This is a genomic window from Streptomyces sp. NPDC096176, assembly GCF_044763255.1.
Classification (GTDB): domain Bacteria; phylum Actinomycetota; class Actinomycetes; order Streptomycetales; family Streptomycetaceae; genus Streptomyces.
The window spans coordinates 622,675-643,426 of the sequence record NZ_JBIWFV010000003.1; the positions used below are offsets into that span (position 1 = coordinate 622,675).

21 protein-coding genes and 1 pseudogene are annotated in these 20,752 nt (G+C 70.8%); 7 read left to right on the forward strand and 15 right to left on the reverse strand.

Going from position 1 to position 20,752, the window contains the following annotated elements; translation table 11 throughout:
* Positions 1 to 603: 603 nt before the first annotated feature.
* The gene (locus ACIQ7Q_RS11550) at positions 604 to 1,728 is read right to left on the reverse strand and encodes an aminoglycoside phosphotransferase family protein (RefSeq protein WP_403859045.1); all 1,125 of its coding nucleotides are present in this window, start codon (positions 1,726 to 1,728) and stop codon (positions 604 to 606) included.
* Positions 1,729 to 1,964: 236 nt separating this feature from the next.
* Between ACIQ7Q_RS11550 and ACIQ7Q_RS11555 the strand changes: the two genes are divergently transcribed.
* Positions 1,965 to 3,452: a hypothetical protein gene (locus ACIQ7Q_RS11555; RefSeq protein ID WP_403859047.1), complete on the forward strand. Its 1,488-nt coding sequence runs from the start codon at positions 1,965 to 1,967 to the stop codon at positions 3,450 to 3,452.
* Between the two features lie 137 nt (positions 3,453 to 3,589).
* Here ACIQ7Q_RS11555 and ACIQ7Q_RS11560 read toward each other — a convergent pair whose 3' ends face one another.
* Positions 3,590 to 5,026 (reverse strand): PP2C family protein-serine/threonine phosphatase, encoded by a 1,437-nt coding sequence (locus ACIQ7Q_RS11560; RefSeq protein ID WP_403859191.1) that lies wholly within the window; start codon positions 5,024 to 5,026, stop codon positions 3,590 to 3,592.
* 183 nt (positions 5,027 to 5,209) lie between these two features.
* Here ACIQ7Q_RS11560 and ligA point away from each other — a divergent pair, with 183 nt between their 5' ends.
* The 4 genes from ligA to ACIQ7Q_RS11580 all read left to right on the forward strand — a co-directional run bounded on the left by ligA (position 5,210) and on the right by ACIQ7Q_RS11580 (position 9,444).
* The gene (gene ligA / locus ACIQ7Q_RS11565; protein WP_403859049.1) at positions 5,210 to 7,357 is read left to right on the forward strand and encodes an NAD-dependent DNA ligase LigA; all 2,148 of its coding nucleotides are present in this window, start codon (positions 5,210 to 5,212) and stop codon (positions 7,355 to 7,357) included.
* A gap of 164 nt (positions 7,358 to 7,521) precedes the next feature.
* Positions 7,522 to 8,124: an HD domain-containing protein gene (locus ACIQ7Q_RS11570; protein ID WP_403859051.1), complete on the forward strand. Its 603-nt coding sequence runs from the start codon at positions 7,522 to 7,524 to the stop codon at positions 8,122 to 8,124.
* A gap of 60 nt (positions 8,125 to 8,184) precedes the next feature.
* The gene (locus ACIQ7Q_RS11575; protein WP_403859053.1) at positions 8,185 to 8,685 is read left to right on the forward strand and encodes a GNAT family N-acetyltransferase; all 501 of its coding nucleotides are present in this window, start codon (positions 8,185 to 8,187) and stop codon (positions 8,683 to 8,685) included.
* 273 nt (positions 8,686 to 8,958) lie between these two features.
* A complete protein-coding gene (locus ACIQ7Q_RS11580) occupies positions 8,959 to 9,444 on the forward strand; it encodes a nucleoside deaminase (RefSeq protein ID WP_403859055.1) in 486 nt (161 codons plus the stop codon).
* 42 nt (positions 9,445 to 9,486) lie between these two features.
* Here the strand turns inward: ACIQ7Q_RS11580 and ACIQ7Q_RS11585 are convergent, their stop codons facing one another.
* The 4 genes from ACIQ7Q_RS11585 to ACIQ7Q_RS11600 all read right to left on the reverse strand — a co-directional run bounded on the left by ACIQ7Q_RS11585 (position 9,487) and on the right by ACIQ7Q_RS11600 (position 13,996).
* Positions 9,487 to 12,195, reverse strand: a complete 2,709-nt coding sequence (locus ACIQ7Q_RS11585; protein ID WP_403859057.1) for a SpoIIE family protein phosphatase — start codon at positions 12,193 to 12,195, stop codon at positions 9,487 to 9,489.
* A 271-nt stretch (positions 12,196 to 12,466) separates the two neighbouring features.
* Positions 12,467 to 13,120 (reverse strand): phosphoribosyltransferase, encoded by a 654-nt coding sequence (locus tag ACIQ7Q_RS11590; protein ID WP_403859059.1) that lies wholly within the window; start codon positions 13,118 to 13,120, stop codon positions 12,467 to 12,469.
* A 69-nt stretch (positions 13,121 to 13,189) separates the two neighbouring features.
* Entirely contained in the window at positions 13,190 to 13,678 is a 489-nt protein-coding gene (locus tag ACIQ7Q_RS11595) for a DUF5709 domain-containing protein (RefSeq protein ID WP_403859061.1), read from the reverse strand.
* Between the two features lie 87 nt (positions 13,679 to 13,765).
* On the reverse strand, positions 13,766 to 13,996 hold the full coding sequence (locus tag ACIQ7Q_RS11600; RefSeq protein WP_403859063.1) for a DUF6480 family protein: 231 nt from the start codon (positions 13,994 to 13,996) through the stop codon (positions 13,766 to 13,768).
* Positions 13,997 to 14,181: 185 nt separating this feature from the next.
* Here ACIQ7Q_RS11600 and ACIQ7Q_RS11605 point away from each other — a divergent pair, with 185 nt between their 5' ends.
* Together ACIQ7Q_RS11605 and ACIQ7Q_RS11610 are read left to right on the forward strand one after the other, a co-directional pair.
* The gene (locus ACIQ7Q_RS11605; protein WP_403859065.1) at positions 14,182 to 14,922 is read left to right on the forward strand and encodes a UdgX family uracil-DNA binding protein; all 741 of its coding nucleotides are present in this window, start codon (positions 14,182 to 14,184) and stop codon (positions 14,920 to 14,922) included.
* A gap of 118 nt (positions 14,923 to 15,040) precedes the next feature.
* Positions 15,041 to 15,479: pseudogene (locus tag ACIQ7Q_RS11610) on the forward strand (hypothetical protein).
* Positions 15,480 to 15,538: 59 nt separating this feature from the next.
* On the opposite strand, the gene ACIQ7Q_RS11615 reads toward ACIQ7Q_RS11610, so the two are convergent.
* The 9 genes from ACIQ7Q_RS11615 to ACIQ7Q_RS11655 form a co-directional block, all read right to left on the reverse strand.
* The gene (locus ACIQ7Q_RS11615) at positions 15,539 to 15,829 is read right to left on the reverse strand and encodes a gas vesicle protein K (protein WP_403859067.1); all 291 of its coding nucleotides are present in this window, start codon (positions 15,827 to 15,829) and stop codon (positions 15,539 to 15,541) included.
* Positions 15,826 to 16,041 (reverse strand): gas vesicle protein, encoded by a 216-nt coding sequence (locus tag ACIQ7Q_RS11620; RefSeq protein WP_403859068.1) that lies wholly within the window; start codon positions 16,039 to 16,041, stop codon positions 15,826 to 15,828. Before ACIQ7Q_RS11620 ends, ACIQ7Q_RS11615 begins: the two co-directional genes overlap by 4 nt.
* On the reverse strand, positions 16,038 to 16,874 hold the full coding sequence (locus ACIQ7Q_RS11625; RefSeq protein WP_403859070.1) for a GvpL/GvpF family gas vesicle protein: 837 nt from the start codon (positions 16,872 to 16,874) through the stop codon (positions 16,038 to 16,040). Before ACIQ7Q_RS11625 ends, ACIQ7Q_RS11620 begins: the two co-directional genes overlap by 4 nt.
* A complete protein-coding gene (locus ACIQ7Q_RS11630; RefSeq protein WP_403859072.1) occupies positions 16,871 to 17,245 on the reverse strand; it encodes a gas vesicle protein in 375 nt (124 codons plus the stop codon). Before ACIQ7Q_RS11630 ends, ACIQ7Q_RS11625 begins: the two co-directional genes overlap by 4 nt.
* Positions 17,242 to 17,478, reverse strand: a complete 237-nt coding sequence (locus ACIQ7Q_RS11635; RefSeq protein ID WP_403859074.1) for a gas vesicle protein GvpG — start codon at positions 17,476 to 17,478, stop codon at positions 17,242 to 17,244. Before ACIQ7Q_RS11635 ends, ACIQ7Q_RS11630 begins: the two co-directional genes overlap by 4 nt.
* 4 nt (positions 17,479 to 17,482) lie before the next feature.
* Entirely contained in the window at positions 17,483 to 18,214 is a 732-nt protein-coding gene (locus tag ACIQ7Q_RS11640) for a GvpL/GvpF family gas vesicle protein (protein ID WP_403859076.1), read from the reverse strand.
* A complete protein-coding gene (locus tag ACIQ7Q_RS11645) occupies positions 18,211 to 18,645 on the reverse strand; it encodes a gas vesicle structural protein GvpA (RefSeq protein WP_403859078.1) in 435 nt (144 codons plus the stop codon). The genes ACIQ7Q_RS11640 and ACIQ7Q_RS11645 overlap by 4 nt, the downstream gene beginning before the upstream one ends.
* A gap of 113 nt (positions 18,646 to 18,758) precedes the next feature.
* On the reverse strand, positions 18,759 to 19,091 hold the full coding sequence (locus ACIQ7Q_RS11650; RefSeq protein ID WP_403859080.1) for a gas vesicle protein: 333 nt from the start codon (positions 19,089 to 19,091) through the stop codon (positions 18,759 to 18,761).
* Positions 19,092 to 19,219: 128 nt separating this feature from the next.
* Positions 19,220 to 20,638 (reverse strand): helix-turn-helix domain-containing protein, encoded by a 1,419-nt coding sequence (locus ACIQ7Q_RS11655; protein ID WP_403859082.1) that lies wholly within the window; start codon positions 20,636 to 20,638, stop codon positions 19,220 to 19,222.
* Positions 20,639 to 20,752: the final 114 nt, after the last annotated feature.

The following is a 20,752-nucleotide window of genomic DNA, read 5'->3' on the forward strand; positions in this document are numbered from 1 at the left end:
GCGAGCGCCCGGTGGCCAGCACATCGCTCAGCGCAGCCAGCAGTCCGCTCGAGGAGGCGCCGGGCCGGGCCACGATCAACCGCTCGCCCACCTGCTGGTGGGAGCCACGAAGCCGAACGGACATGGTTGCCGGCCCGGATGATGAAGTCGGTGATCTCACCCGTCTCGTCCCGCATCGGTGCCAGTAGCGCGGCGGAGACCGGGATGGCGGGCAGTGTGGAGCAGAGACAGGCCCAGGGGTCATGGTCCTCGCCCGCGTCCCGGCAAGCGTGCCCTCTCCCGCTGCCCTGACCGCACGGACACCGGGTCGGCTGCCCAGCCGTGTCGGGGGGTGGAGCCGGATCGGGCTGGGGCGCCGGCTCGGTCTTGCTCCGCACATCCGCCCGGAGACTGACGACCTCACGCTCGATGAATGCCTTGAGCGATGCGACGTCGACGGGATGCGGCAGCTGCATACGGGCTCTTTCGTCGCGCTGCACGCACAGCGGTCCGGATCTGGATCACGTGCCGCCGATCCTAGAACGGGACAAAGAGCACAGGGCGCTGCGCGCCGGGTGTGTGGGCACCGGGCGCGCAGCGCGCTTCCCCCTCTGTGGCGGCTCGTCAGCGTGTGCCGACCGCCGCGCGCACGGCCCGTCGGGCCATTGCGCAGTCGTCGTGCAGCCGCCTCAGGAGCAGCCGCTGTTCCTCACCCGCCGTCGGGGCGGTGGCCTGCGTCTGCCCGCCGGAGACCGGCGACGCCTCGCGCATCGTGCGCTGCACGGCCGTCTCGTACGTGCGGATCTCCCGGGTGAGCACCAGCATCAGGTTCACCAGGAAGGCGTCCCTGGCGGCGGTGCCCGCCTGCTGTGCCAGCTGGCTGATCTGTCGGCGCGCCACCGGAGCGTCGCCCAGTACCGCCCAGAGCGTCGCCAGGTCGTAGCCGGGCAGATACCAGCCGGCGTGCTCCCAGTCGACGAGCACCGGACCCGTGGGCGACAGCAGGATGTTGGAGAGCAGTGCGTCACCGTGACAGAACTGCCCCATGCCGTGCCGGCCGCCGGCCTGCGCCAGACCGTGCAGCAGCTTCTGCAGGTCACCGAGGTCCCGGTCGGTGAAGAGCCCCAGTTCGTGGTAGCGCGAGATCCGGGAGCCGTAGTCGAGCGGGGCGTCGAACATCCCTGCCGGTGGCCGCCAGGTGTTGAGGCGGGCGATCGCGCCCAGTGCCGCTCGCACGTCCGCGCGCGGGGGCGCTTCGAGCGGGTGTCGGGTCAGTGCCGCGGCCCTTCCGGGCATCCGCTCGATCACCAGGGTGCAGTTCTCCGGGTCCGCCGCGATGAGCCGCGGGACCCGGACCGGTGGGCGGTGCCGTACGAAAGCGCGGTACGCAGCTATTTCGTGCCTCAGCCGCTCGGCCCACGCCGGCGAGTGGTCCAGTAAGCATTTGGCGACCGCTGTGGTACGCCCCGTCGTGCCCACGATCAGGACGGATCGTCCGCTGCGGCGCAGTACCTGCACCGGGTTGAACTCCGGGCAGATCCGGTGCACCGACGCCACAGCCTTGCGCAGCTGTGCGCCCTGGGGACCGGACAAGTCGATTCTCCCACTGAGGGACTGGCCGACCACGCCGGCCGGCCTGCGTGCCCGGCCGGCGTGAGTGGGGTCGAGATACGGTCCGGTGCCGGCCGGGAACGAGGTGCGCTGCTGCAGCCGGGGCGGGGCGGACACGGAGGACGATGCTGTGTACATGGGAGATACAGATCCCTTCGTGTGCCGACAAGTTGCGTGCGCGCCCCCGCCCCATATGCCAGAGGAAACACCCTGGGGAATGTGCCCCGACAGACGGGGCGAGGTGGCGCGTTCCTACCTGACACCGCGTCGCGGGTGGCAGACCATCTGGCGGACCCTGGCGAACCGTGGCGAATAGTCGCCCGCCCCATGACAGCGGGTTACTGTCAACTCAGCCGAGAACCTGGGGGCTTGACGTGAGCAGAGAACCCAACACCCGCCTGTGCGACCTGTTCGGCCTGGCCGGCTGGTCCAAGGGCGAACTCGCAAGACTCGTGAACCGGCAGGCGGCGGCCATGGGCCACCCGCAGCTGGCGACCGACACTTCGCGGGTGCGGCGCTGGATCGACCTGGGGGAGACCCCGCGCGATCCCGTGCCCAAGGTGCTGGCAGCTCTGTTCACCGAGCGACTCGGTCGTGTCGTGACCATCGAGGACCTCGGGTTCGCACGGAGCGGGCGAGCGGGTAAACGGCGGGACGTCCAGGGCGCAGACAACCCTGACGATCTGCCCTGGGCGCCCGACCGTACGGCGGCGGTCCTCACCGAATTCACGGGAATGGACCTCATGCTCAACCGACGCGGCCTGGTGGGCGCGGGCGCGGCACTCGCCGCGGGCTCAGCACTCAGCAGCGCCATGCACGACTGGCTCAAGACCGATCCGGCGATCTCCCAGGACGCCGTCCGCACCTCCGATGCCCTGCACGCCGACCCCGCTGGGTACGACCGTTACGAAGCCGCCCCCATCGGGTCGCAGGAGATCGAGGCGCTGGAGCGTTCCGTCGAGGTGTTCCGCGCCTGGGACGCCGCCCGCGGTGGCGGCCTGCAGCGGAAAGCAGTGGTGGGACAGCTGAACGAGGTCGGCGGCATGCTCGCCTACCGGCACCCCGACCACCTCCAACGGCGCCTGTGGGGCGTCGCCGCCAATCTGGCCGTCCTCGCAGGCTGGATGTCCCATGACGTCGGCCTGGAGCCGACCGCCCAGAAGTACTTCGTCATCGCCGCACACGCGGCCCGCGAGGGCGGCGACCGCCCACGCGCCGGCGAGGCCCTTTCCCGGGCGGCGCGCCAGATGGTCCACCTCGGCCGTCCCGACGACGCGCTGGACCTGATGAAGCTCGCCAAGTCCGGCTCCGGGGAGCAGACGCTGCCCCGCACCCGGGCGATGCTGCACACCATCGAGGCCTGGGCGCAGGCCTCCATGGGCCGCGGCCAGGCCATGCGCCGCACGCTCGGCGAGGCCGAGGAACTGTTCGTCTCCGACAAGGGGGATGTTCCGCCGCCCAGTTGGATGCAGATGTTCGACGAGGCGGACCTCCACGGCATGCAGGCCCTGGCCTATCGCACACTCGCCGACCACGACCCCTCGGCCGCGAGTATCGCGCAGAACCACGCCAAGCAGGCGCTTCATCTGCGCGAGGGCGGCAGGCAGCGGTCGAAGATCTTCGACTACATCTCGCTGGCCTCCGCGTGCTTCATTGCGGACGACCCCGAACAGGCCGATCGTTACGCCCGGCTCGCGCTGGTGTCGATGGGGGAGACCTCCTCCCACCGGACCTGGGACAGGCTCCGGGAGATGTACCGGCTGACCGGGCATTACGCCGGCTACACCAAGATCGAGGACCTGCGGGAGGAGATCGAGGTCGCGCTGCCGGGAAGCCCCTCGACGAAGGCGCGGAGAGCTTAGCTCCAGCAGCCCTGCGGGCTGTGGCCCGGCTCGATATCCGGCGGCTCGCTACGGGGCTTGCGACCGGCACCCGGCTTCGGGGCTTCGCTCAACCCCGGCTTCGGACAGGCCCCGGGCTTCGGACCGGCCCACGCGGGTCAGGCGATGACCCTCGCCACCATCACGCAGGCGTCGCCCTCCCGCTCATGCTCACCGACCTCCTCCACAATCACACGGACGCATTCCTGGGCATCCCTGGCCCGGGCGAACCGCGCTGCCAAAGCCGTCAGCCGGTCCGCACCGTCGTCGGACGTCGCACTCGTTCGTGTCAGCCCGTCCGTGTGCAGGACCAGCAGATCGCCGGGCCGCAGGGTCAGTTCGGCCTGCTCGTACGCCGCTCCGCTCGTGGCGCCGAGCAGCACCCCGTCCGGTGCCATGAGCGCCTGCCCTGCCCCGTCGCGGAACAGCAGCGGGGAAGGGTGTCCGGCCTGCGCCCACGAAAGCGTCCTGGTCCCGGGCGTGTAGCGGCAGCACACCGCACTGCCCAGAGCGGGCTGCGGAGACGTCTCGAGCAATTGGTTGAGGTGTGTCATCAGCGCACCCGGCCGGATGCCCGCGACGGCCATCCCGCGCAGAGCGCCCAGCAGCATCGCCATGGCGGAGGTCGCGGAGACCCCGTGACCGGTCAGGTCGCCGACGCTCAGCAGCGAGTCACCGGCGGGGAGTTGAAGGGCGTCGTACCAGTCGCCGCCGATGAGCGCGCCGCTCGCGGAGGGGAGATAGTGCGCCGCGACGTCCAGCGAGGTCGGGCCGTCGTGCGGGAATTGCAGCGATCCGCGCCACGGGGGCAGCACGGCTTCCTGCATTTCGACCGCGAGCCGTCGTTCCGTCTGTTCCATGTGCTGCTGCCGTTGCAGCCAGTCCCGGGTCTCTCGTACCGCCCGCTGGCTGCGACGCAGCTCGCTGACGTCCCGCAGGACGGCCCACATGGACGCTGTGGACCCGTCGGCGTCGAGTACGGGCTCGCCCATCATGTGCACGGTGCGTACTCGCCCGTCGGGCCGCACAAGACGGAACTCGCCGTCGATGGGCCGACCGTCGACCAGACAGTCCGTCACCGTCGCGGTCAGCAGCGGCTGGTCCTCCGCGAAGACGAGAGAGGGCATCTCGTCCAGGGACATGGGGCCGCTTCGAGGGTCGCGGCCCAGGATGCGGTACAGCTCGTCGGACCAGCTGACCTCGTCGGTGAGGAGGTTCCACTCGGCGCTGCCGACACGGCTGAGCAGCGATCCGGCGCCGGCTGCGGCGCGATCCGCCTCGTACTCTGCGAGTTCGTCGGCGATCGCCTCCGCCGTCTCCTGCGGGAGTCCGTCTTTCAGCTGCCCCAAGTGGGAGCCGAGGTCGTCGAGATGATGGAGCGCCAGGTCACACAGGGCCCGCCGCCATCGCTCCTGTGGGTCGTCCTCCGCCACTTCGGGGTCGGGGCGCACCGCGTCGACGTCTCCGCGCAGTCTGCGCGTCCGGGTGATCAGCGCGTCTACGGTTTCGCGCTCAGGCGGCTGTGCGGGACGGTCCGCGAACACATGGGACGGCATGTCGTACTCCGATACAGGCGCGGCCACGGCCAGGGTCTGGAACAGGGACCGGTTACGACTGTTGCACAGGGAGCGAGGGGCCGTAAGCCATTTGGCAACACTCGATCCGGTGGTGCCTTCGACATATGCCACAGGCGTCGTGGTCCGGGGCCGTTGTCAGTGGTGGACGGCAGTATAAGAACCATGACGACGACTTCCCCCGCAGCTCTTGCAGCTCCAGCAGCTCCCGCCGCCACCCTCGCCGACGCCGCGGCGTACGCCGCAGCGGTCAAGACTGCGACGCGGGCGGCCGCAGAGTACTACGCGACGGGCGAGAGCACCCTGGACGACGACGCGTACGACCGCCTGGCGCGCGGTATCGCCGCGTACGAGCAGGAGCACCCGGACGAGGTGTCGCCCGCCTCGCCGACCGGGAAGGTCGCGGGCGGCGCGGCCGTCGGGGACGTGCCCCACACGAGACCGATGCTGTCCCTGGACAACGTCTTCTCCGCGGAGCAACTCGCCGCCTGGACCGCCTCGGTGGAGCGGCGGATCGGCCGGACGGTCGAGGCCTGGAGTGTCGAGCCCAAGCTGGACGGTCTCGCGATCGCCGCTCGATACGAAGGGGGGCACCTGACCCGGCTGGTCACCCGCGGTGACGGCACGGCAGGGGAGGACGTGTCGCACGCCATGGGCACCGTCGTCGGCCTTCCGCAGCGGTTGTCCGAGGACATCACGCTCGAGATCCGCGGTGAAGTGCTCATGACGGACGAGCAGTTCGAGCGGGCGAACGCCGTGCGTACCGAGCACGGCGGCGCGCCGTTCGCCAACCCGCGCAACGGCGCGGCGGGCACCTTGCGTGCCAAGGAACGCGCCTACACGGTGGAGATGACCTTCTTCGGCTACGGCGCACTGGCACTGCCCGCTTCCGGTGCGGAGCTGGCGGCCCGGCTCGGCGACTGGCCGCACAGCCGCGTGATGGAGTACGTCGGCGGGCTCGGCGTGCACACCGCCGACGGCACGGCTGTCGCCCCGCGCACCCTGACCACGGCAGACGACATCCAGGCACGGATCGAGGAGATCGCCGCAGCCCGCCCCGGCCTGCCGTTCGGTATAGACGGCATCGTGATCAAGGCGGACAGCGCGGTGGACCAGGCCGCCGCCGGCTCCGGCTCCCGGGCGCCCCGGTGGGCGATCGCGTACAAGCTCCCCGCCGTGGAGAAGGTCACCACCCTCCTGGGTGTCGAGTGGAACGTGGGCCGCACGGGGATCATCGCCCCGCGCGCCGTTCTCGAGCCGGTGGAGATCGACGGATCGACCGTCACGTACGCGACCTTGCACAACCCCGCGGACATGACCCGCCGCGATCTGCGCATCGGCGACCGGGTGACGGTCTACAAGGCGGGCGACATCATTCCGCGCATCGAGGCGCCCGTCGCCCACCTGCGCACCGGCGACGAGCAGCCCATCACCTTTCCCGAGGTCTGCCCCCAGTGCGGCTCCGACATCGACGTCTCCGAGCAGCGCTGGCGCTGCGTACGCGGACGCAACTGCCGCGTCGTCGCCTCCGTCTCCTACGCCGCCGGGCGAGACCAGCTCGACATCGAGGGACTCGGCGTCACCCGCGTCGTCCAGCTCGTCGACGCGGGCCTGGTCGACGACTTCGCGGACCTGTTCACCCTCCGGCGCGAGCAGCTGTTGCAGCTGGACCGGATGGGCGAAACGAGTACGGACAACCTGCTCGCGGCTATCGACACGGCAAGGAGCCGGCCCCTGTCACGGGTCTTCTGCGCACTCGGTGTCCGTGGCACCGGCCGTTCCATGTCCCGCCGTATCGCACGGCACTTCGCGACCATGGAGCACATATGCGCCGCCGATGCCGACGCCCTGCAGCAGGTCGAAGGCATCGGCGTCGAGAAGGCAAGGACGGTCGTGGCCGAGCTCGCGGAGCTGGCCGGTCTGATCGACCGGCTGACCGCCGCGGGCGTCAACATGAGCGAACCGGGGGTGCCTGTGCCCGACGCGAGGACCACGGAGGGCATGGGCTCTGACACCGCGGCCGCGTCAGCTGCGGAGACGGGCGGCGATGCCGGCCCGCTCGACGGCATGACCGTCGTCGTCACCGGCGCGATGACCGGGCCGTTGGAGAAGTTGAGCCGCAACCAGATGAACGAACTCATCGAGCGGGCAGGCGGCAAGTCCTCCTCGAGCGTCTCCAAGCGCACCGCGCTGCTCGTCGCCGGGGAGGGTGCCGGCTCCAAGAGGGACAAGGCCGAGCAGCTCGGCACCCGGATCGCCACCCCGGACGAGTTCGCCGCGATGGTGTCGGGCTTCCTCGACACGGCGCTCTGAGCCGACCGCCCGGTCGACGGCCCGGGCCCGATGATCAGGCCCGGCGGTCCGGGCCGCCGGGCCCGGCACCGCATCACTGCGGCCGCCCGGCTTCCGTGATCCGCGGGAGTCGGCAGGCCGATGGAAGCGGTGGTCGCCGGTCCTCGGGTGCGTAACCTGTCGCGGTGACCGACGACGACCTGCTGATCCGTGCCCTCCACGACCCCGGCGACCCGCCAGTGCGTCCGCTGCCGCCCGAGGCGGCCGAACTGCTGCGGAAACTGGCCGCGCCCCCAAGGCTGGCGGCGCATCTGCGCGCCGTCCATGACGTGGCGTACCAGCTGGCCGACTGGCTGGACGGGCACCATCCAAGGCTGCGCTACGACCGGCGGGCGGTCCTCTTCGGTGCCGCCACCCATGACGTGGGCAAGGTGGTCCACACCGCGGAGCTGTCGGGTGCCGGCGGCCGGCACGAGGAGGCCGGCCGGCAACTGCTCCTGGACCACGGCGTCGCCCCTGACCTGGCCCGCTTCGCGGCGACCCACGCAAGCTGGTCCCAGCTGCCGACGGGGGCCGGTGTCGAGGACCTGGTGGTCGCGGTCGCCGACAAGGTGTGGAAGAACAAGCGGGTCACGGATCTTGAAAATCTGCTGGTCGCACGCCTGGCCGGGGCGAGCGGCCGGGAGACGTGGGAGGAGTTCATGGCACTCGACGACATCCTCACCCGTATCGGCGAAGGGGCGGACGCCCGGCTCGAGTTCCAGGGGGCCTACCCCGTCGTGGCGTGACCCGGCGGTCGGCATCGCTGGGGAGAGCCGTTCGGACCGGCGGTGCGTCATACTCGAGGTATGAGTTCAGCCCTTACATCGGCCGGCGGGCCCCAGCGGCCGCCCGCGCGTCCCGACGCCACGGGCGTACGGCGTGCGGTCGCACGGGACGCGAAGCGGCTCACCCGGCTGGTGCGCGGGTCGAGCGCCTATCAGGGGCATTACGCGCCAATGGTCGCCGGATACCGGGTGGGGCCGGACTACATCGAGGCTCATGAGGTGTTCGTCGCGGCGGACGGGAGCGACAGGGTGCTCGGCTTCTACGCCCTGGTGCTCTCACCTCCCGAGCTGGACCTCATGTTCGTCACCGACGACGCCCAGGGGCTGGGCATCGGGCGGCTCCTGGTGGAGCACATGACCGAGCGAGCCCGTGCGGCCGGTCTGGACGCCGTACGGGTCGTCGCCCACCCGCCCGCGGAGGGCTTCTACCTGAGCGTGGGCGCGCGGCGCACCGGCACGGCCCTGGCCCGACCGCCGGCCGTCATGTGGGACCGCCCGGAGCTGCTGTTCCCGATCGACTGAGTGCCGGGCTGACGGAGCGGCGTGCGTGCCGGAGAGTTTCCGCCCTTGAGCGCGTTGAACCCCGGCTCGGACGTGAGATTGAGTTCCGCGGGCACTTCCGCCCGGCACGCGGAGCCGACCGGCGTGGGGATGCCGCCGACCTTCAGGTCCTTGAGTTGCAGGACCGGTTCCGTTCCGAAGTGAGCGACGAGTCCGCTCTGCGGCCGGAGGCCCGGCCACCGGGATGAACGGACCGTACCGACCCGGCGCCAGAGAGGACCACGGAGGAGATTCATGATCAATGAGGTCGAACTGGCCCATCTGAAGCGGTGCGTGGAGCTGGCGGCCGAGGCTGTGGCAGCCGGCGACGAGCCGTTCGGTTCCGTACTCGTCGGGGCCGACGGCACCGTCCTCGCCGAGGACCGCAACCGCGAGACGTCCCTCGCCGACCAGACGCGCCACCCGGAGTTCGCGCTCGCCCGGTGGGCCGCCGAGAACATGAAGGCCGAGGAACGCCGCGCGGCCACTGTCTACACCTCGGGCGAACACTGCCCCATGTGCGCCGCCGCGCATGGCTGGGTCGGCCTCGGACGCATCGTGTACGCCGTCTCCTCCGTACAGCTCGGCCGCTGGCTCGCCGACCTGGGGGTCGGGCCGTCCCCGGTGGCCGCCTTGCCGATCCAGGACGTCGTCCCCGGCCTCGAGGTGGTGGGACCGGTGCCGGAACTCGCAGAGCGGGTGCACGAACTCCACCGCCGCTTCCGGGCGGACCGGAGCTGAGCCGCCGCGCGTGCGCGCCCCGCCGCCCGCGGGGCGCGCACGTCATCCGACGGCGTCAGGCGTCCGCACGGCCGGCTGCTCGGCGGGCAGGGGCTGTTCCGTCCAGATGACCTTCCCGTCGGCCGTGTACCGCGTGCCCCAGTGTTCGGCGAACTGAGCGACCAGGAACAGCCCGCGGCCCCCCTCGTCGGTGGTGGCCGCCTGCCGCAGATGCGGTGATGTACTGCTCTGGTCGGCGACCTCGCAGATCAGCGCCCGGTCGCGGATGAGCCGCACCCGGATCTCTCCGGAGGCGTAACGGATGGAGTTGGTGACGAGCTCGCTGAGGATCAATTCGGTGGTGAAGGCCTCCTCGTCCAGGCCCCACTCGGCGAGCTTCTCCGCCACCGCGGCCCGCACCCGTCCCACCGCCGACGGGTCCGGCGGCACGTCCCACTCCGCGACCTGGCTCGAGTCCAGTACACACGTACGTCCGACGAGCAGCGCGATGTCGTCGCGGGGACGCTCGGGCACGAGCGCGTCGAGCACCGCCTCACATGTCTCCTCGGGGTCGGAGCGGGCGTGTTCGGCCAGTGTGCGGCGCAGCAGCTCCAGGCCCTCGTCGATCTCCCGCTCCCGGTCCTCGACGAGCCCGTCCGTGTAGAGCACGAGGCGGCTGTCCTTCGGCAGCCGCACTTCGAGGGTCTCGAACGGCAGACCGCCCAGACCCAGCGGCGGCCCGCCGGGCACGTCCGCGAACTCGGCCGTGCCGTCCGGGTGGACGACGACCGGCTGCAGATGACCGGCCCTGGCCATGCTGCAGGTCCCCGACACCGCGTCGTAGATCGCGTAGATGCAGGTGGCGCCCGTGACGCCGGCGTCTGCGCCGTCGTCGGTCTCGTCCTGGTCGATGCGCGCCACCAGCTCGTCGAGGTGGAACATCAGCTCGTCGGGCGGCAGGTCCAGGCTGGAGAAGTTGTGGACCGCGGTACGCAGCCGGCCCATGGTCGCGGCGGCGTGCAGCCCATGGCCCACGACATCCCCGACGACGAGCGCCACCCGGGCCCCGGGCAGCGGGATGATGTCGAACCAGTCCCCGCCCACACCGCCCAGCCCGCCGAGTCCGGCCTGCGCGGGGCGGTAGCGGTAGGCGACGTCGAGGGCGTTCTGCTCGGGCAGAGTCCGCGGGAGGAGGCTGCGCTGCAGCGTGACCGCCATCGTGTGCTCACGCGAGTAGCGGCGGGCGTTGTCGACGCTGACCGCGGCACGGGCGACCAGCTCCTCCGCGAGTGACAGGTCCTCCTCCTCGAACGGCTCGGGGTTCTGCGCGCGCCAGAACATGGCCACGCCCAGAATCACGCCCCGGGCACGGAGCGGAACGGCGATCATCGAGTGGATCCCGTACTCGAGAAGCTTCTGCGCCCGTACCGGATCCTGCTCCTGCCACCCTCCGAGAGCTGTGAGATCCGCCTGCAGGACCGCCTCGCCCCTGCCCAGCCCCGTACCCATCGGCGTGGTGGGGACGAAGCGGATCACCTGTCCCAGCGGGTACAGCTCCGTCTCCGTCGGGCCGGCGAACGCCGACCGCCGCATGTCGGTGTCCGCGCCGGTCGCAGTCGGCTCCTCGCCGCGCAGCACGGCCTCCACCAGGTCCACGGTCGCGAAATCGGCGAACCGGGACACCGCGAACTCGGCGAGCTCCTCACACGTGCGCACCACGTCGAGGGTGGTCCCGATCTCCATGCCCGCGTCGTACAGCAGCCTGAGCCGACCCCTCGCCACGTCGGCACGACCGGTCAGGGACTGCAGTTCCGTGGTGTCCCGCAGGGTGGCGACGCTGCCCGGCGGCCCGCCGTGCTGGTCCGTCGAGCGCTGGTTGACGGCGATCAGTCGCTCTCCCACGGGGAAGACCTCGTCCGTCACGGTCCTTCCCGAGGACAGCAGATGTCCTGTGAGCGGATCGAGGCCCAGTTCGGTGACCGGGGCGCCGTCCACGTCCTGCGGCAGGTTCAGCAGCCTGCGCGCCTCGTCGTTGGCGAGCAGCAGCCGGCCGTCGCCGCTCACGATGATGACCCCCTCGCGCACCGCGTGCAGAACAGCGTCGTGATGTTCGTACATCCGGGTCATCTCGGCAGGACCGAGCCCGTGCGTCTGGCGGCGCAGCCTTCTGCTCACCAGCGCCGTGCCCCCCGTGGTCAGGAGCAGCACGCCGCCCGCAGCGCCGAACAGCAGAGGGAACTGCTCCTCCACGAGACCGCTCACGCGTTCGATGGTGATGCCGGCGGAGACCAGGCCCACCACGGTGCCCTTGTCGTTGGTGACCGGGACGACGGCCTGGACGAGCGGTCCGATGGTGCCGACGATCTTCTCGGTGAGGACCTTGCCGTTCTGGGCGGGGGCCAGATTGCCGACGAACTTCTTCCCGATCCGGTCCGTCAGCGGGTGGGTGTAGCGGATGCCCTCGGTGCTCATCACGACGATGAAGTCCACGCCGGAACGCTCGCGCGCGGCTTCGGCCTTGGGCTGAAGCACCGCGGTGGGATCCGGACTTGCCAGTGCCTGCTCGATCCCGGGGGAGTTGGCGAAGGTCTCGGCCACGGCGACCGACCGGTTGCGAGCTTCGCGGTCGCTGTCGGTGCGTGACTGGAACACCAGCGCCGCCATGGCCGCGGCGACGAGCAACACCACGATCGCCACCTGCAGGAGAAAGACCTGACCTGCGACAGTTCGCATCCGAAGAACCGAGCGCGGGCGGCCGTAGCGTCCGGCCATAAGCTCTTTCTACACCTCCGCCATGAGCTGGGCGAACCGCGCAAAGCGGGGGCAGGGGACATCATGCGCCCAACCGGACCGCGGGTCGCTCAAGCATGCCAACGAAGATGATGATGCCCAAGGTCTTTGTTGAATTCGGCGGAATGCAGAATCCCAGGGCGGGCTCTGCGCACCGGAGGGCGTTGATGTCCCCGAAGTCCCCGCCGAACGAGGCGTTTGACAACCTGTTCATACGGGAGACGAGGGCCGGTTCCCGTACTGCCCTGCCCCGTCAGGGAGCTGCGGCGTATCTCCGCAGTATGGCGACCACTTCCTCGTCACCGACCTGGTCGAAGTCCTCGTACCACTGCCCCACCGCGTGGAACAGCGACGGCCGGTGGGGACACAGCACTTCGTCCGCTTCCGCGGTGAGCGCCTCGGCCGCTTCCTGCGAACCCACTGGAACAGCGAGCAGCAGCCGGCCGGGCCCCATGCCGCGGACCGCGCGCAGCGCCGCTCGGGCCGTCACGCCCGTCGCCAGTCCGTCGTCCACGACGACGACCGTCCTGCCGCTCACCTCCGGCGCGGGGCGCCCGCCGCGGTAGAGATCCTCGCGGCGGTGCATCTCCGTGCGCTCCCTGGCGACCTGCGGAGCCAGCCGGTCGGCCGTCAGGTCGAGCATCGCGAGCGTCCGCTCGTCGAAGAGCGGAGGCCCCTCACCCGCCAGCGCGCCGACACCCACCTCGGGGTTGTACGGGGCCCCGATCTTCCGTGCCACCACGACGTCCAGTGGGGCGCCCAGTGCTCTGGCGATCTCGTCGCCGATCGGTACGCCGCCGCGGGGCAGCGCCAGCACGAACGGGCTGCCGAGCGTTCCCTCGTCCAAGCGCCGGGCGAGGAGGCCGGCGAGTTCGCGTCCCGCCTCCCTGCGGTCATGGAAAAGCATGCCTCGCACCTTCCGTCGCTGGTCCGGCGCCGGGTCGTCAAAGGGTTCCGGCGAGGACCACGGCACCTGCTACCGGTCCTCCATGTCCGTGTCGTAGGCAATGTGCATCGCGGCCTCCTCGGCCGAGGCAGCACCGCCGTCGATGCCCACGTCACGGGCCACCACGTCGCTGGGCCGCCTGGGGGAGGGGTCGTACGCGGCCGTGAGACGACCGGCCCGCTCCTCGCCCGCCTCCTTGTCGACCAGTTCGCCGTCACCGTCCACCAGATCCCCGATGCCGTTGTCCTGGGGCGCCTCCACCTCCGGGTCCTCCTGGGCGAGGCGCTGGTCGAGGGTCTCGCCGCGCATCTGCTCCTCCCCGGTGGTGCCGTACTTGGTGACGCCCAGAGGACGCTCGGGCGGCGAGTACCCCTCCGCCATGGTGTCGTCCAGCCCGCGCTCATCGATGACGTTCTCCAGGTCGAGATCACCGCTCGGGCGGTTCTGCACGTCGGAGTTCTCCGGCTGGTAGACGTCGTCACCCCGTCCCTGGTCACGCTGAGCTGCTTCGTCGGACATGGCGTCTTCCCTTCTGGGGCGTGTTCGGGCGCATCGTCGCGGCGGGGCGTGCGGCGAAGGGGACCGGCGGGGCGCGCGGGGCATCCGTCAAAAGATCATGATCAGCGCGTAGGCCAGGAAGAACGCCGCGAAGAGCGCGACAACGATTCCGATGGCGATCAGCGGCCCCTTCGCCCAGCCGCGCGACTGGTCGCCGCGCGGACCGGTCTCGGAGCCGGTACTGCCCTCACCGGGCGGCGTCTCGCCAGGTGGCACGCCGTCGCCGGGGCGGATACCGGATGTGTTCCTGGGGTCGGAATCCGGGGTGTGACTGTTCATAGCGGTCGAGTGCCCGGATTCTCCCGAATCAACAGTGTGGATTTCGCGGCTCGCGGCCGACCACCACCGTGGCTCAGCGGCCCGGCTCGAGTACCGCCGGTCGGCGCGGGTACTCGCCGCGCAGGAGCGCGAGCCCGCGCGAACCCGCCGGAAGACGAGAGAGCCGCAAGCCGGGGGCGAGGACAGTGACCACCAGCAGCAAGAAGGAAGCAGGTCAGGGCTACGACGCGAGTCCGTTCGTCCCACCGCGAGGCGGCCTGCCGGCGCTGCGCCGTGCCGCGGCCGGTTGCGAGGGCTGCCCCCTGTTCCGTGACGCCACCCAGACCGTGTTCGGAGCGGGGGCGTCCTCGGCACGCATCGTCATCGTGGGGGAGCAGCCCGGTGACCAGGAGGACCGGCAGGGCGAGCCCTTCGTCGGACCGGCAGGAAGGCTCCTGCGGGAAGCGCTCGAGGAAGCCGGGATCGACGAGAACTCGGCCTACTTCACCAACGCCGTGAAGCACTTCAAGTTCGAGCCCGCGGCGCGGGGCAAACGCCGCATCCACAAGGCACCGAGCCTGCGTGAGATGTCCGCCTGCCGCCCCTGGCTGGCGGCGGAGCTGCACAAGGTCGATCCCGAACTGGTGATGGCGCTCGGCGCAACCGCCGGGAAGGCAGTACTGGGCACCTCGTTCAAGGTGTCCCAGCAGCGCGGGCTGCTCCTGCCGATGCCCGCCTGGGACGCCCTCGGCCACAGCGATGCGCCCGGCGCCGACGGCATGCCGGTGGGCGAGGCCGCCGCCCACGGCTGTGTGGTCGCGACGATCCACCCGTCTGCGGTCCTGCGGGCCGACGACCGCGAAGCTGCGTACCGGGGGCTGCTCTCCGACCTGCGCGTGGCGGCCGAGGTGCTCGGGAGCGGGGCGGAGCGGGCGACCGCCGGCTGACCTGAGCCCCTCCGGCGCCGGCGCGGTGGTTACGATCATGGCCGCCGACTGTGAGGGCAGACGGCCCCCGATCCCGTCCCTGACGGCCTCCCCGATCCCCTTCTCCGACGGAACCGGCATGTCCGCCGGCGTCACGCAGAAGACCACCGATGTGGCCCGCCGGGTCACGGACGTGCTTTAACCCCCGCAACGTCCTGCTCGTCGGCATGCTCGGCATCGCATCGGCAATGCGCAGCCGACAGCTGGACCGGGCTTGCGTGGGGCCTGCTGGGCGCGCTGTGAGCGGGAATCGCCCCCGCCGCCTATATCGAGCGGGAACGCCGGCGGGGCACGGGGGGCGACCGGCACGTCGTGGACCGAAGACAGCGCGCCCCGAACTTCTTCGTGATCTCGGCTCCACAGGTCTCGGCTCCCTGGTGATGGTCCTCGGGAACGCTCCCGCCCATATCCTCGCCGTGTGCTGGTCACCCGTCGCACTCGGTTACCAATCGGTCGCCGAGACCGCCGCCGGTGCCGGCGTCGGAGCCGCCACGGCGATGGCGTTCCTGCTGACGTAGCCGCTTCGACGCTGCGCGTGAGAGCGGGAACTGATCGCCCGTCGGCCCCGAGCCGGCCCTCACTCGCCGCGGGGGAGCAAGGGCCCCAGAGGGCCGAGGTCGATGTTGAGGTCACCGGGCTCCAGGCCGAACTTCTCCCGTAGTACGTCCATCCGGTCCTCGAGCAGCATCAGCGTCATGCCGATGCGCTCCTCCTGGTCCTCGGTGAGCTCTCCGGTGTCGACCCGGCGCAGTGCCTGCCGCTCCATCAGCTGCCGCAACAGTTCGACCACCGTCAGCACAAGCCTGGCGAGGTCGCGCTCCACGGTGTCCGGGTCGAGTTCCACCCGGCGGCGCGCCGTCCCGCTCATCCGTCCTCCTCCCACGACGACCACGGTGACGCCACCCGAGGACCGACCGAAGTGATCAGCGCCTTCAGATCGATCCGTACGAGATCCACGTCCGCGATCCGCAGCGTGATGTCGCCCGCAACGACCACGCCGCCGGCGAGCAGCCTGTCCAGCAGGTCGACGAGGGCGAGCTCCCGCCGTGCGAGGGGCGAGGTGTCGTCGGCCACGGTCATGTCCCCGTCCGTCCCTCGTCCTGATCCTCCCGGCTCTCCCGCTGCTGCGGTACATGGACGTCGGCGAACGAGTACGGGGCCCACGGGCCGGTCAGTTCGGCCCGAAACCCGGACTCCTGCGGAGCGAGCCGCTCGAAGAGCCCGACGAAGGCGTCACTCTCCTCGCGTCGCACGAGAAAAGCGGCGTTGAGCACGTTGACGCCGGGCCCTTGGGCCAACTGACCGCTCTGCGGACGGTGCAACCGTTGGGCCTCCGCGCACCCGGCGAGTTCCGCGTGCAGGCGCTGCGCGAGAGCGTCAGCGCGCGCCCAGCTCTTCTCCCGGGTCTGCCGGCTCCTCAGCCGCCGCCGCAGATAGTCGCGGCCGGAGGTTGCCGTCTCGGGGCGTGCCGGTGCGGCGGCCGGCTCCGGGTGGGTGTCGGGTTCGGGGGCTGCGTCGGGCTCGGCGTACAGCTTCACGCCCCATTCGACCCTGCCGTCGAGCCTGGCAAGGCTCGCCGTGAAACGGTCGTGCCCCTCGTCGAGCAACCGGCGCACCCCGCTCTCGTCGCGGCACACGGTGGCCAGCCTCAGCGGCACCACATTCGTGATGCCGCTGAAGGCGCCGACCACCGACTCGTGCGCCCGGGCGGTGTCCGCCAGCCAGTCGAGATCCTCCAAGTGCGCGCGCAGCGGGGCTTCCTCGAAGTCCTCGGCCCGCACGTGGCTCACTACGGCGGCCAGGCCCCGGTGTTCGGCAAACCGTGCCGGAGCACCGCCGACCCCCGCTGCCGCGAAGGACGCCGCGTCGTCGACGGGCCGGGCCACGGCGTACACATAAAACAGTTGCTTCATGCCCGGTCCCGGTGATCGTGCTGGGGCTCGTTCTCGCCGGCAAGGCCGCGTCCCGTGACGGACACGGCGGACTGCAGCTCGGCGACCTTGCGCTCCAGCTCGGCGTTCTTCTCCTCGAGTTCGCGCCTGCGGGCGCCGGAGGAGAGTGCCGGGTCGTCCTCCCACCAGTCGATGCCCATCTCCTTCGCCTTGTCCACCGAGGCGACGATCAGCCGCAGTTTGATGGTGAGCAACTCGATGTCGAGAAGATTGATGCGGATGTCACCGGCGATGACGATGCCCTTGTCGAGGACCCGCTCGAGAATGTCCGCGAGATCGGCCCCGCCGCCTGAGTCGTAGGTGCCGGGGAACCGGCCGGTCGCTGTGGTCATCGCGGATCACCTCTCCTCGCCAGACGCTCAAGCAGCTCGTCCTCGCGGCGGTCGAATTCGTCCTCTTCGATCTCTCCCGCTTCGAACCGCTCAACGAGTTCGGCGAGTTCACGCTGCACGGCAGCGGGGTCGTAGTACTGACGCTCCGCCTCAGCCACGACCTGCTGCAGCACCCACGCGGTGCCGCGGACCGGTGCGACGGGCAGGAGCAGCAGCTCTCCCAGCAGGCCCATCACATCACTCCACGAAGCTGTACGGCGGCAGGGGACCGCTGACCTGCAACCGGAGCTGGGGGTTCGCCCGCTGGAATTCGGCGACGGCCGACAGGAATTCCTCGGCGTGGTCACGTTCCACCAGGTAGGACAGGTTCGCCACCCGGCCGGTACCGTCCGGGCCGGGCGCGGAGTCCACCGCGGCGGACGAGAGCGCCTGGTGAATCTCGGCGCGGTCCAGTTCCTCCCGCCGCTGCACAGCGGTGACGATCAACTCGCCCAGCCGGAGCTTGTCCTCGTGGCTCCCGCCGCCGGCGTTCTGCTGCGCCACGCCCATCGCACGCAGATCGGGATCGTCGGCGAGCACCCGGTGCAGCACCGCCTCCTCGTCGTGGTCGGCCTTCACATTGAACTCGGCCCTGCCGTCCACCGCCTCGAGCCGCTGGAGGTAGTGCTCCTCGCGCTCCGCCAGCACGGCCGCGACCGCCCCGTCGTCGGGCGACACACCACCGAACCGCAGCGGCAGCACGGGGCCCGCCGCGCCCGCCTCGGTCAACACGTTCTGATGCGCCAGCAGATCCCGGCGCTTGGGCCGAAGACCCTCCGGCGCGTCGCTGACGAGCGCGGCGAGTCTTCCCTCGCCCACCACCCGCACGGGCTGCGGCGGTTCGCCCACGCCGGACGGCCGCGAGGAGAGATACGCATCGAGGTTCGTGTCCGGGGAGTTGCGGGTGATCCCGTAGACGTACGTGCTCACTCCTGCTCCTCCTTACGGCGGGAGCTGCTGGTGCGCCGGGTGCGCGACGCGGGCTCCTTCTCCTTCTTCTCGTCGTCATCGCCTCCGCCGAAGGCATCCGAGATGCTCTGTGCGGCTCCGGCGAGTACGCCCTTGGACTTGCCGCGGGCGCCGGACTCGGTGATCTGGCCGACGAGGTCGGGAAGTCCGGGGTCCTTGCGGGGTCCGGCTTCCAGATCGAGCCGGTTGCACGCCTCCGCGAACCGCAGATAGGTGTCGACGCTGGCGACGACGACCCTGACGTCGATCTTCAGGATCTCGATGCCGACCAGTGAGACGCGCACGAAGGCGTCGATCACCAGCCCTCGGTCGAGTATCAATTCCAGTACGTCGTACAGTCCGCTGGATCCGCCGCGGCTTGCCGTGCTCTGCTGTGCCGGGACAACAGTCATTGCTTGATGACCTCCCTGAGTCATGCTTCGGGTGGCGTTCTCCGCCCGTTCGTCGCAAGAGAACGGGGGCGGGCGTGTGGGCCAGGTCGGGGCCCGCGTTCAGGGCCCGGGGTTCAGGACCCGGCCGGGGACGGGCGATCGGCCCGCCCGCGCTCATAACGCCGTGTCCGCCGGTACGAGGTCAGTTGGCCCTCGGTGTCCACCTCGACCTCATAGGAGGCGAGGAGACTTCCTGTGTCGGGGACACGGGCCAGCTCGAGTACTTCGACCACGAGCTGCCAGCCGTCCTCCGTCCTCGCGAACGACGACACGGTCTCCGCCGTCATTCCCGTCAGTTCGGTGAGCTCGGCGCGCGCCGCGCGCAGTACGTCCACCGAACGGAGGGGCCGACCGCCTTCCTGGTCCGGATTCTTCTCTGCGTTCTCGTTCTCTGGGTTTCTTGTCATAGATGCCTCGACAAGCGGGTTGCCGGGCCGGGCGTTCCCAAACCCCTATGGGGGGCATCGGTTTCCTTCGCAGGCACCACGATGCCCTGGGGCCGGTCGACTCCACACGCAGGGTCGATGCTGCCCAACTACGTGGGAGGGGACGACACCCAGCGCCGCGAACCGTAGTCGTAGTCGTACATTTGACCTGCCGTCAGAGCGCTGGTACGGAAAGGCCGGCCGTCGTCGTCGATCCGCACGGTGCCCGACCTGCCGCCGCTGGACCACCGCAGCTGCAGATACCAGTCACAGTCGCACGCGACCGTACGGCCGGTGACGAGCAACACCTCGGGATCGGTGGCCGAGATGCGGTACGGGAACGAGACGGCCGGAATTGCCTCCCCAGCGTCGTTGCCCGCCTTGGCGTGGGCGACGGGCCGGGGCATGTCCAGATCCACATCGAACAGCCGCGGCGTGAGCGACCCCCCGCAACCGGAATCCATGCGGTACACATTGCGCCGCTCCGGAGCCCGGCGCGCGGTCACACGCACCTGCAGCGACTCCAGCACTACGGTCTCCGGGCCCGTGCCCTGCAGTGTGATCCGCACCCCCGTCTCGGCGCCGTGCCGTGCGCGCAGCGACCGGGCCCACGACTCGGCGTCGGCCTCGGCCGGTGGCGGCGGCACGTCGCCCGGCGCCCGGTCGACGAGGTAGGCATGGTCGCATCCGTACCTCCAGACGTGATCGTCGCTCACCCACGTGAACGGCGCTCCGGCGGACGGGTCGGTTGGCGCTGCCGGGGACGAGGGCCCCCGGGGGCCGGGCGAGACGGTGTTCCGTGGCGCGTTCCTCTGACTGCCCCTTGGAGGGGAGGCTTCGGCACGCGGCTCGGTAGGGCGCGGCGAGGCGGACGACGGTACGGACGCGCCGGCGCCCGCGCGGGGAGGGCCGGGTTCGCCGCGTTCCGCTTCCGTCGAGGCGTGTTCCTTGCCCGAGGTGAGCGTGAAACCGCCGAAACCGAGGACCAGCGTGAACGCGACGCCCGCCGCGCCGCATGCGGCGGCGTACGCGGCACGCCGGCTGCGCGGCGGTGCGGACGTGGTGGTGGCGGTGGCCTTGGTGTCGGTGACGGTGACGGTGGCAGCCGGGGCGGTGGGCCGGGGCGCCTCGTCATCGGCCGGCCGGCTCGCGGTAGCGGCAGCGCGAGCGGGAGGGCGGCCACCGGGAACGTCGTCCTGTGCGCCCGCCTTCTCCGTGACCGCTCCTGCCTTGTCCGTGGCCGCTTTTGCCGCACGTTCCTGGCGCATGGCCCGGTCCGCGTCCGCCAGGACCCACAGCCGGTGCAGCGCCACAAGGTCTTCGCCCTCGCACCCGCACAGCCGGGCCAGCCGCTCGACCGGCGCGAACTCCATCGGAACAGTGCGCCCGGAGCAGTACCGGTGCAGCGTCGAGGCGCCGACGCCCACCCGTCGCGCCAGCGCCCCGTAAGTCCGGCCGGAGCCCTCCCGCAGCTCGTTCAGCCTGCGTGCGAACGCCTCGGTCGCGTCCTCCATCGGCGCTTCCACCACTCCCGCTCCTCCCGGCCGGCCGTTTCAGGAGGCGTTTCACCCCGCTCAACAAAGCCCACGTCAACCTGGGTGGAATGGTTCCACCGTTCCCGAACGGGCCTCAGTCCTTGCAAC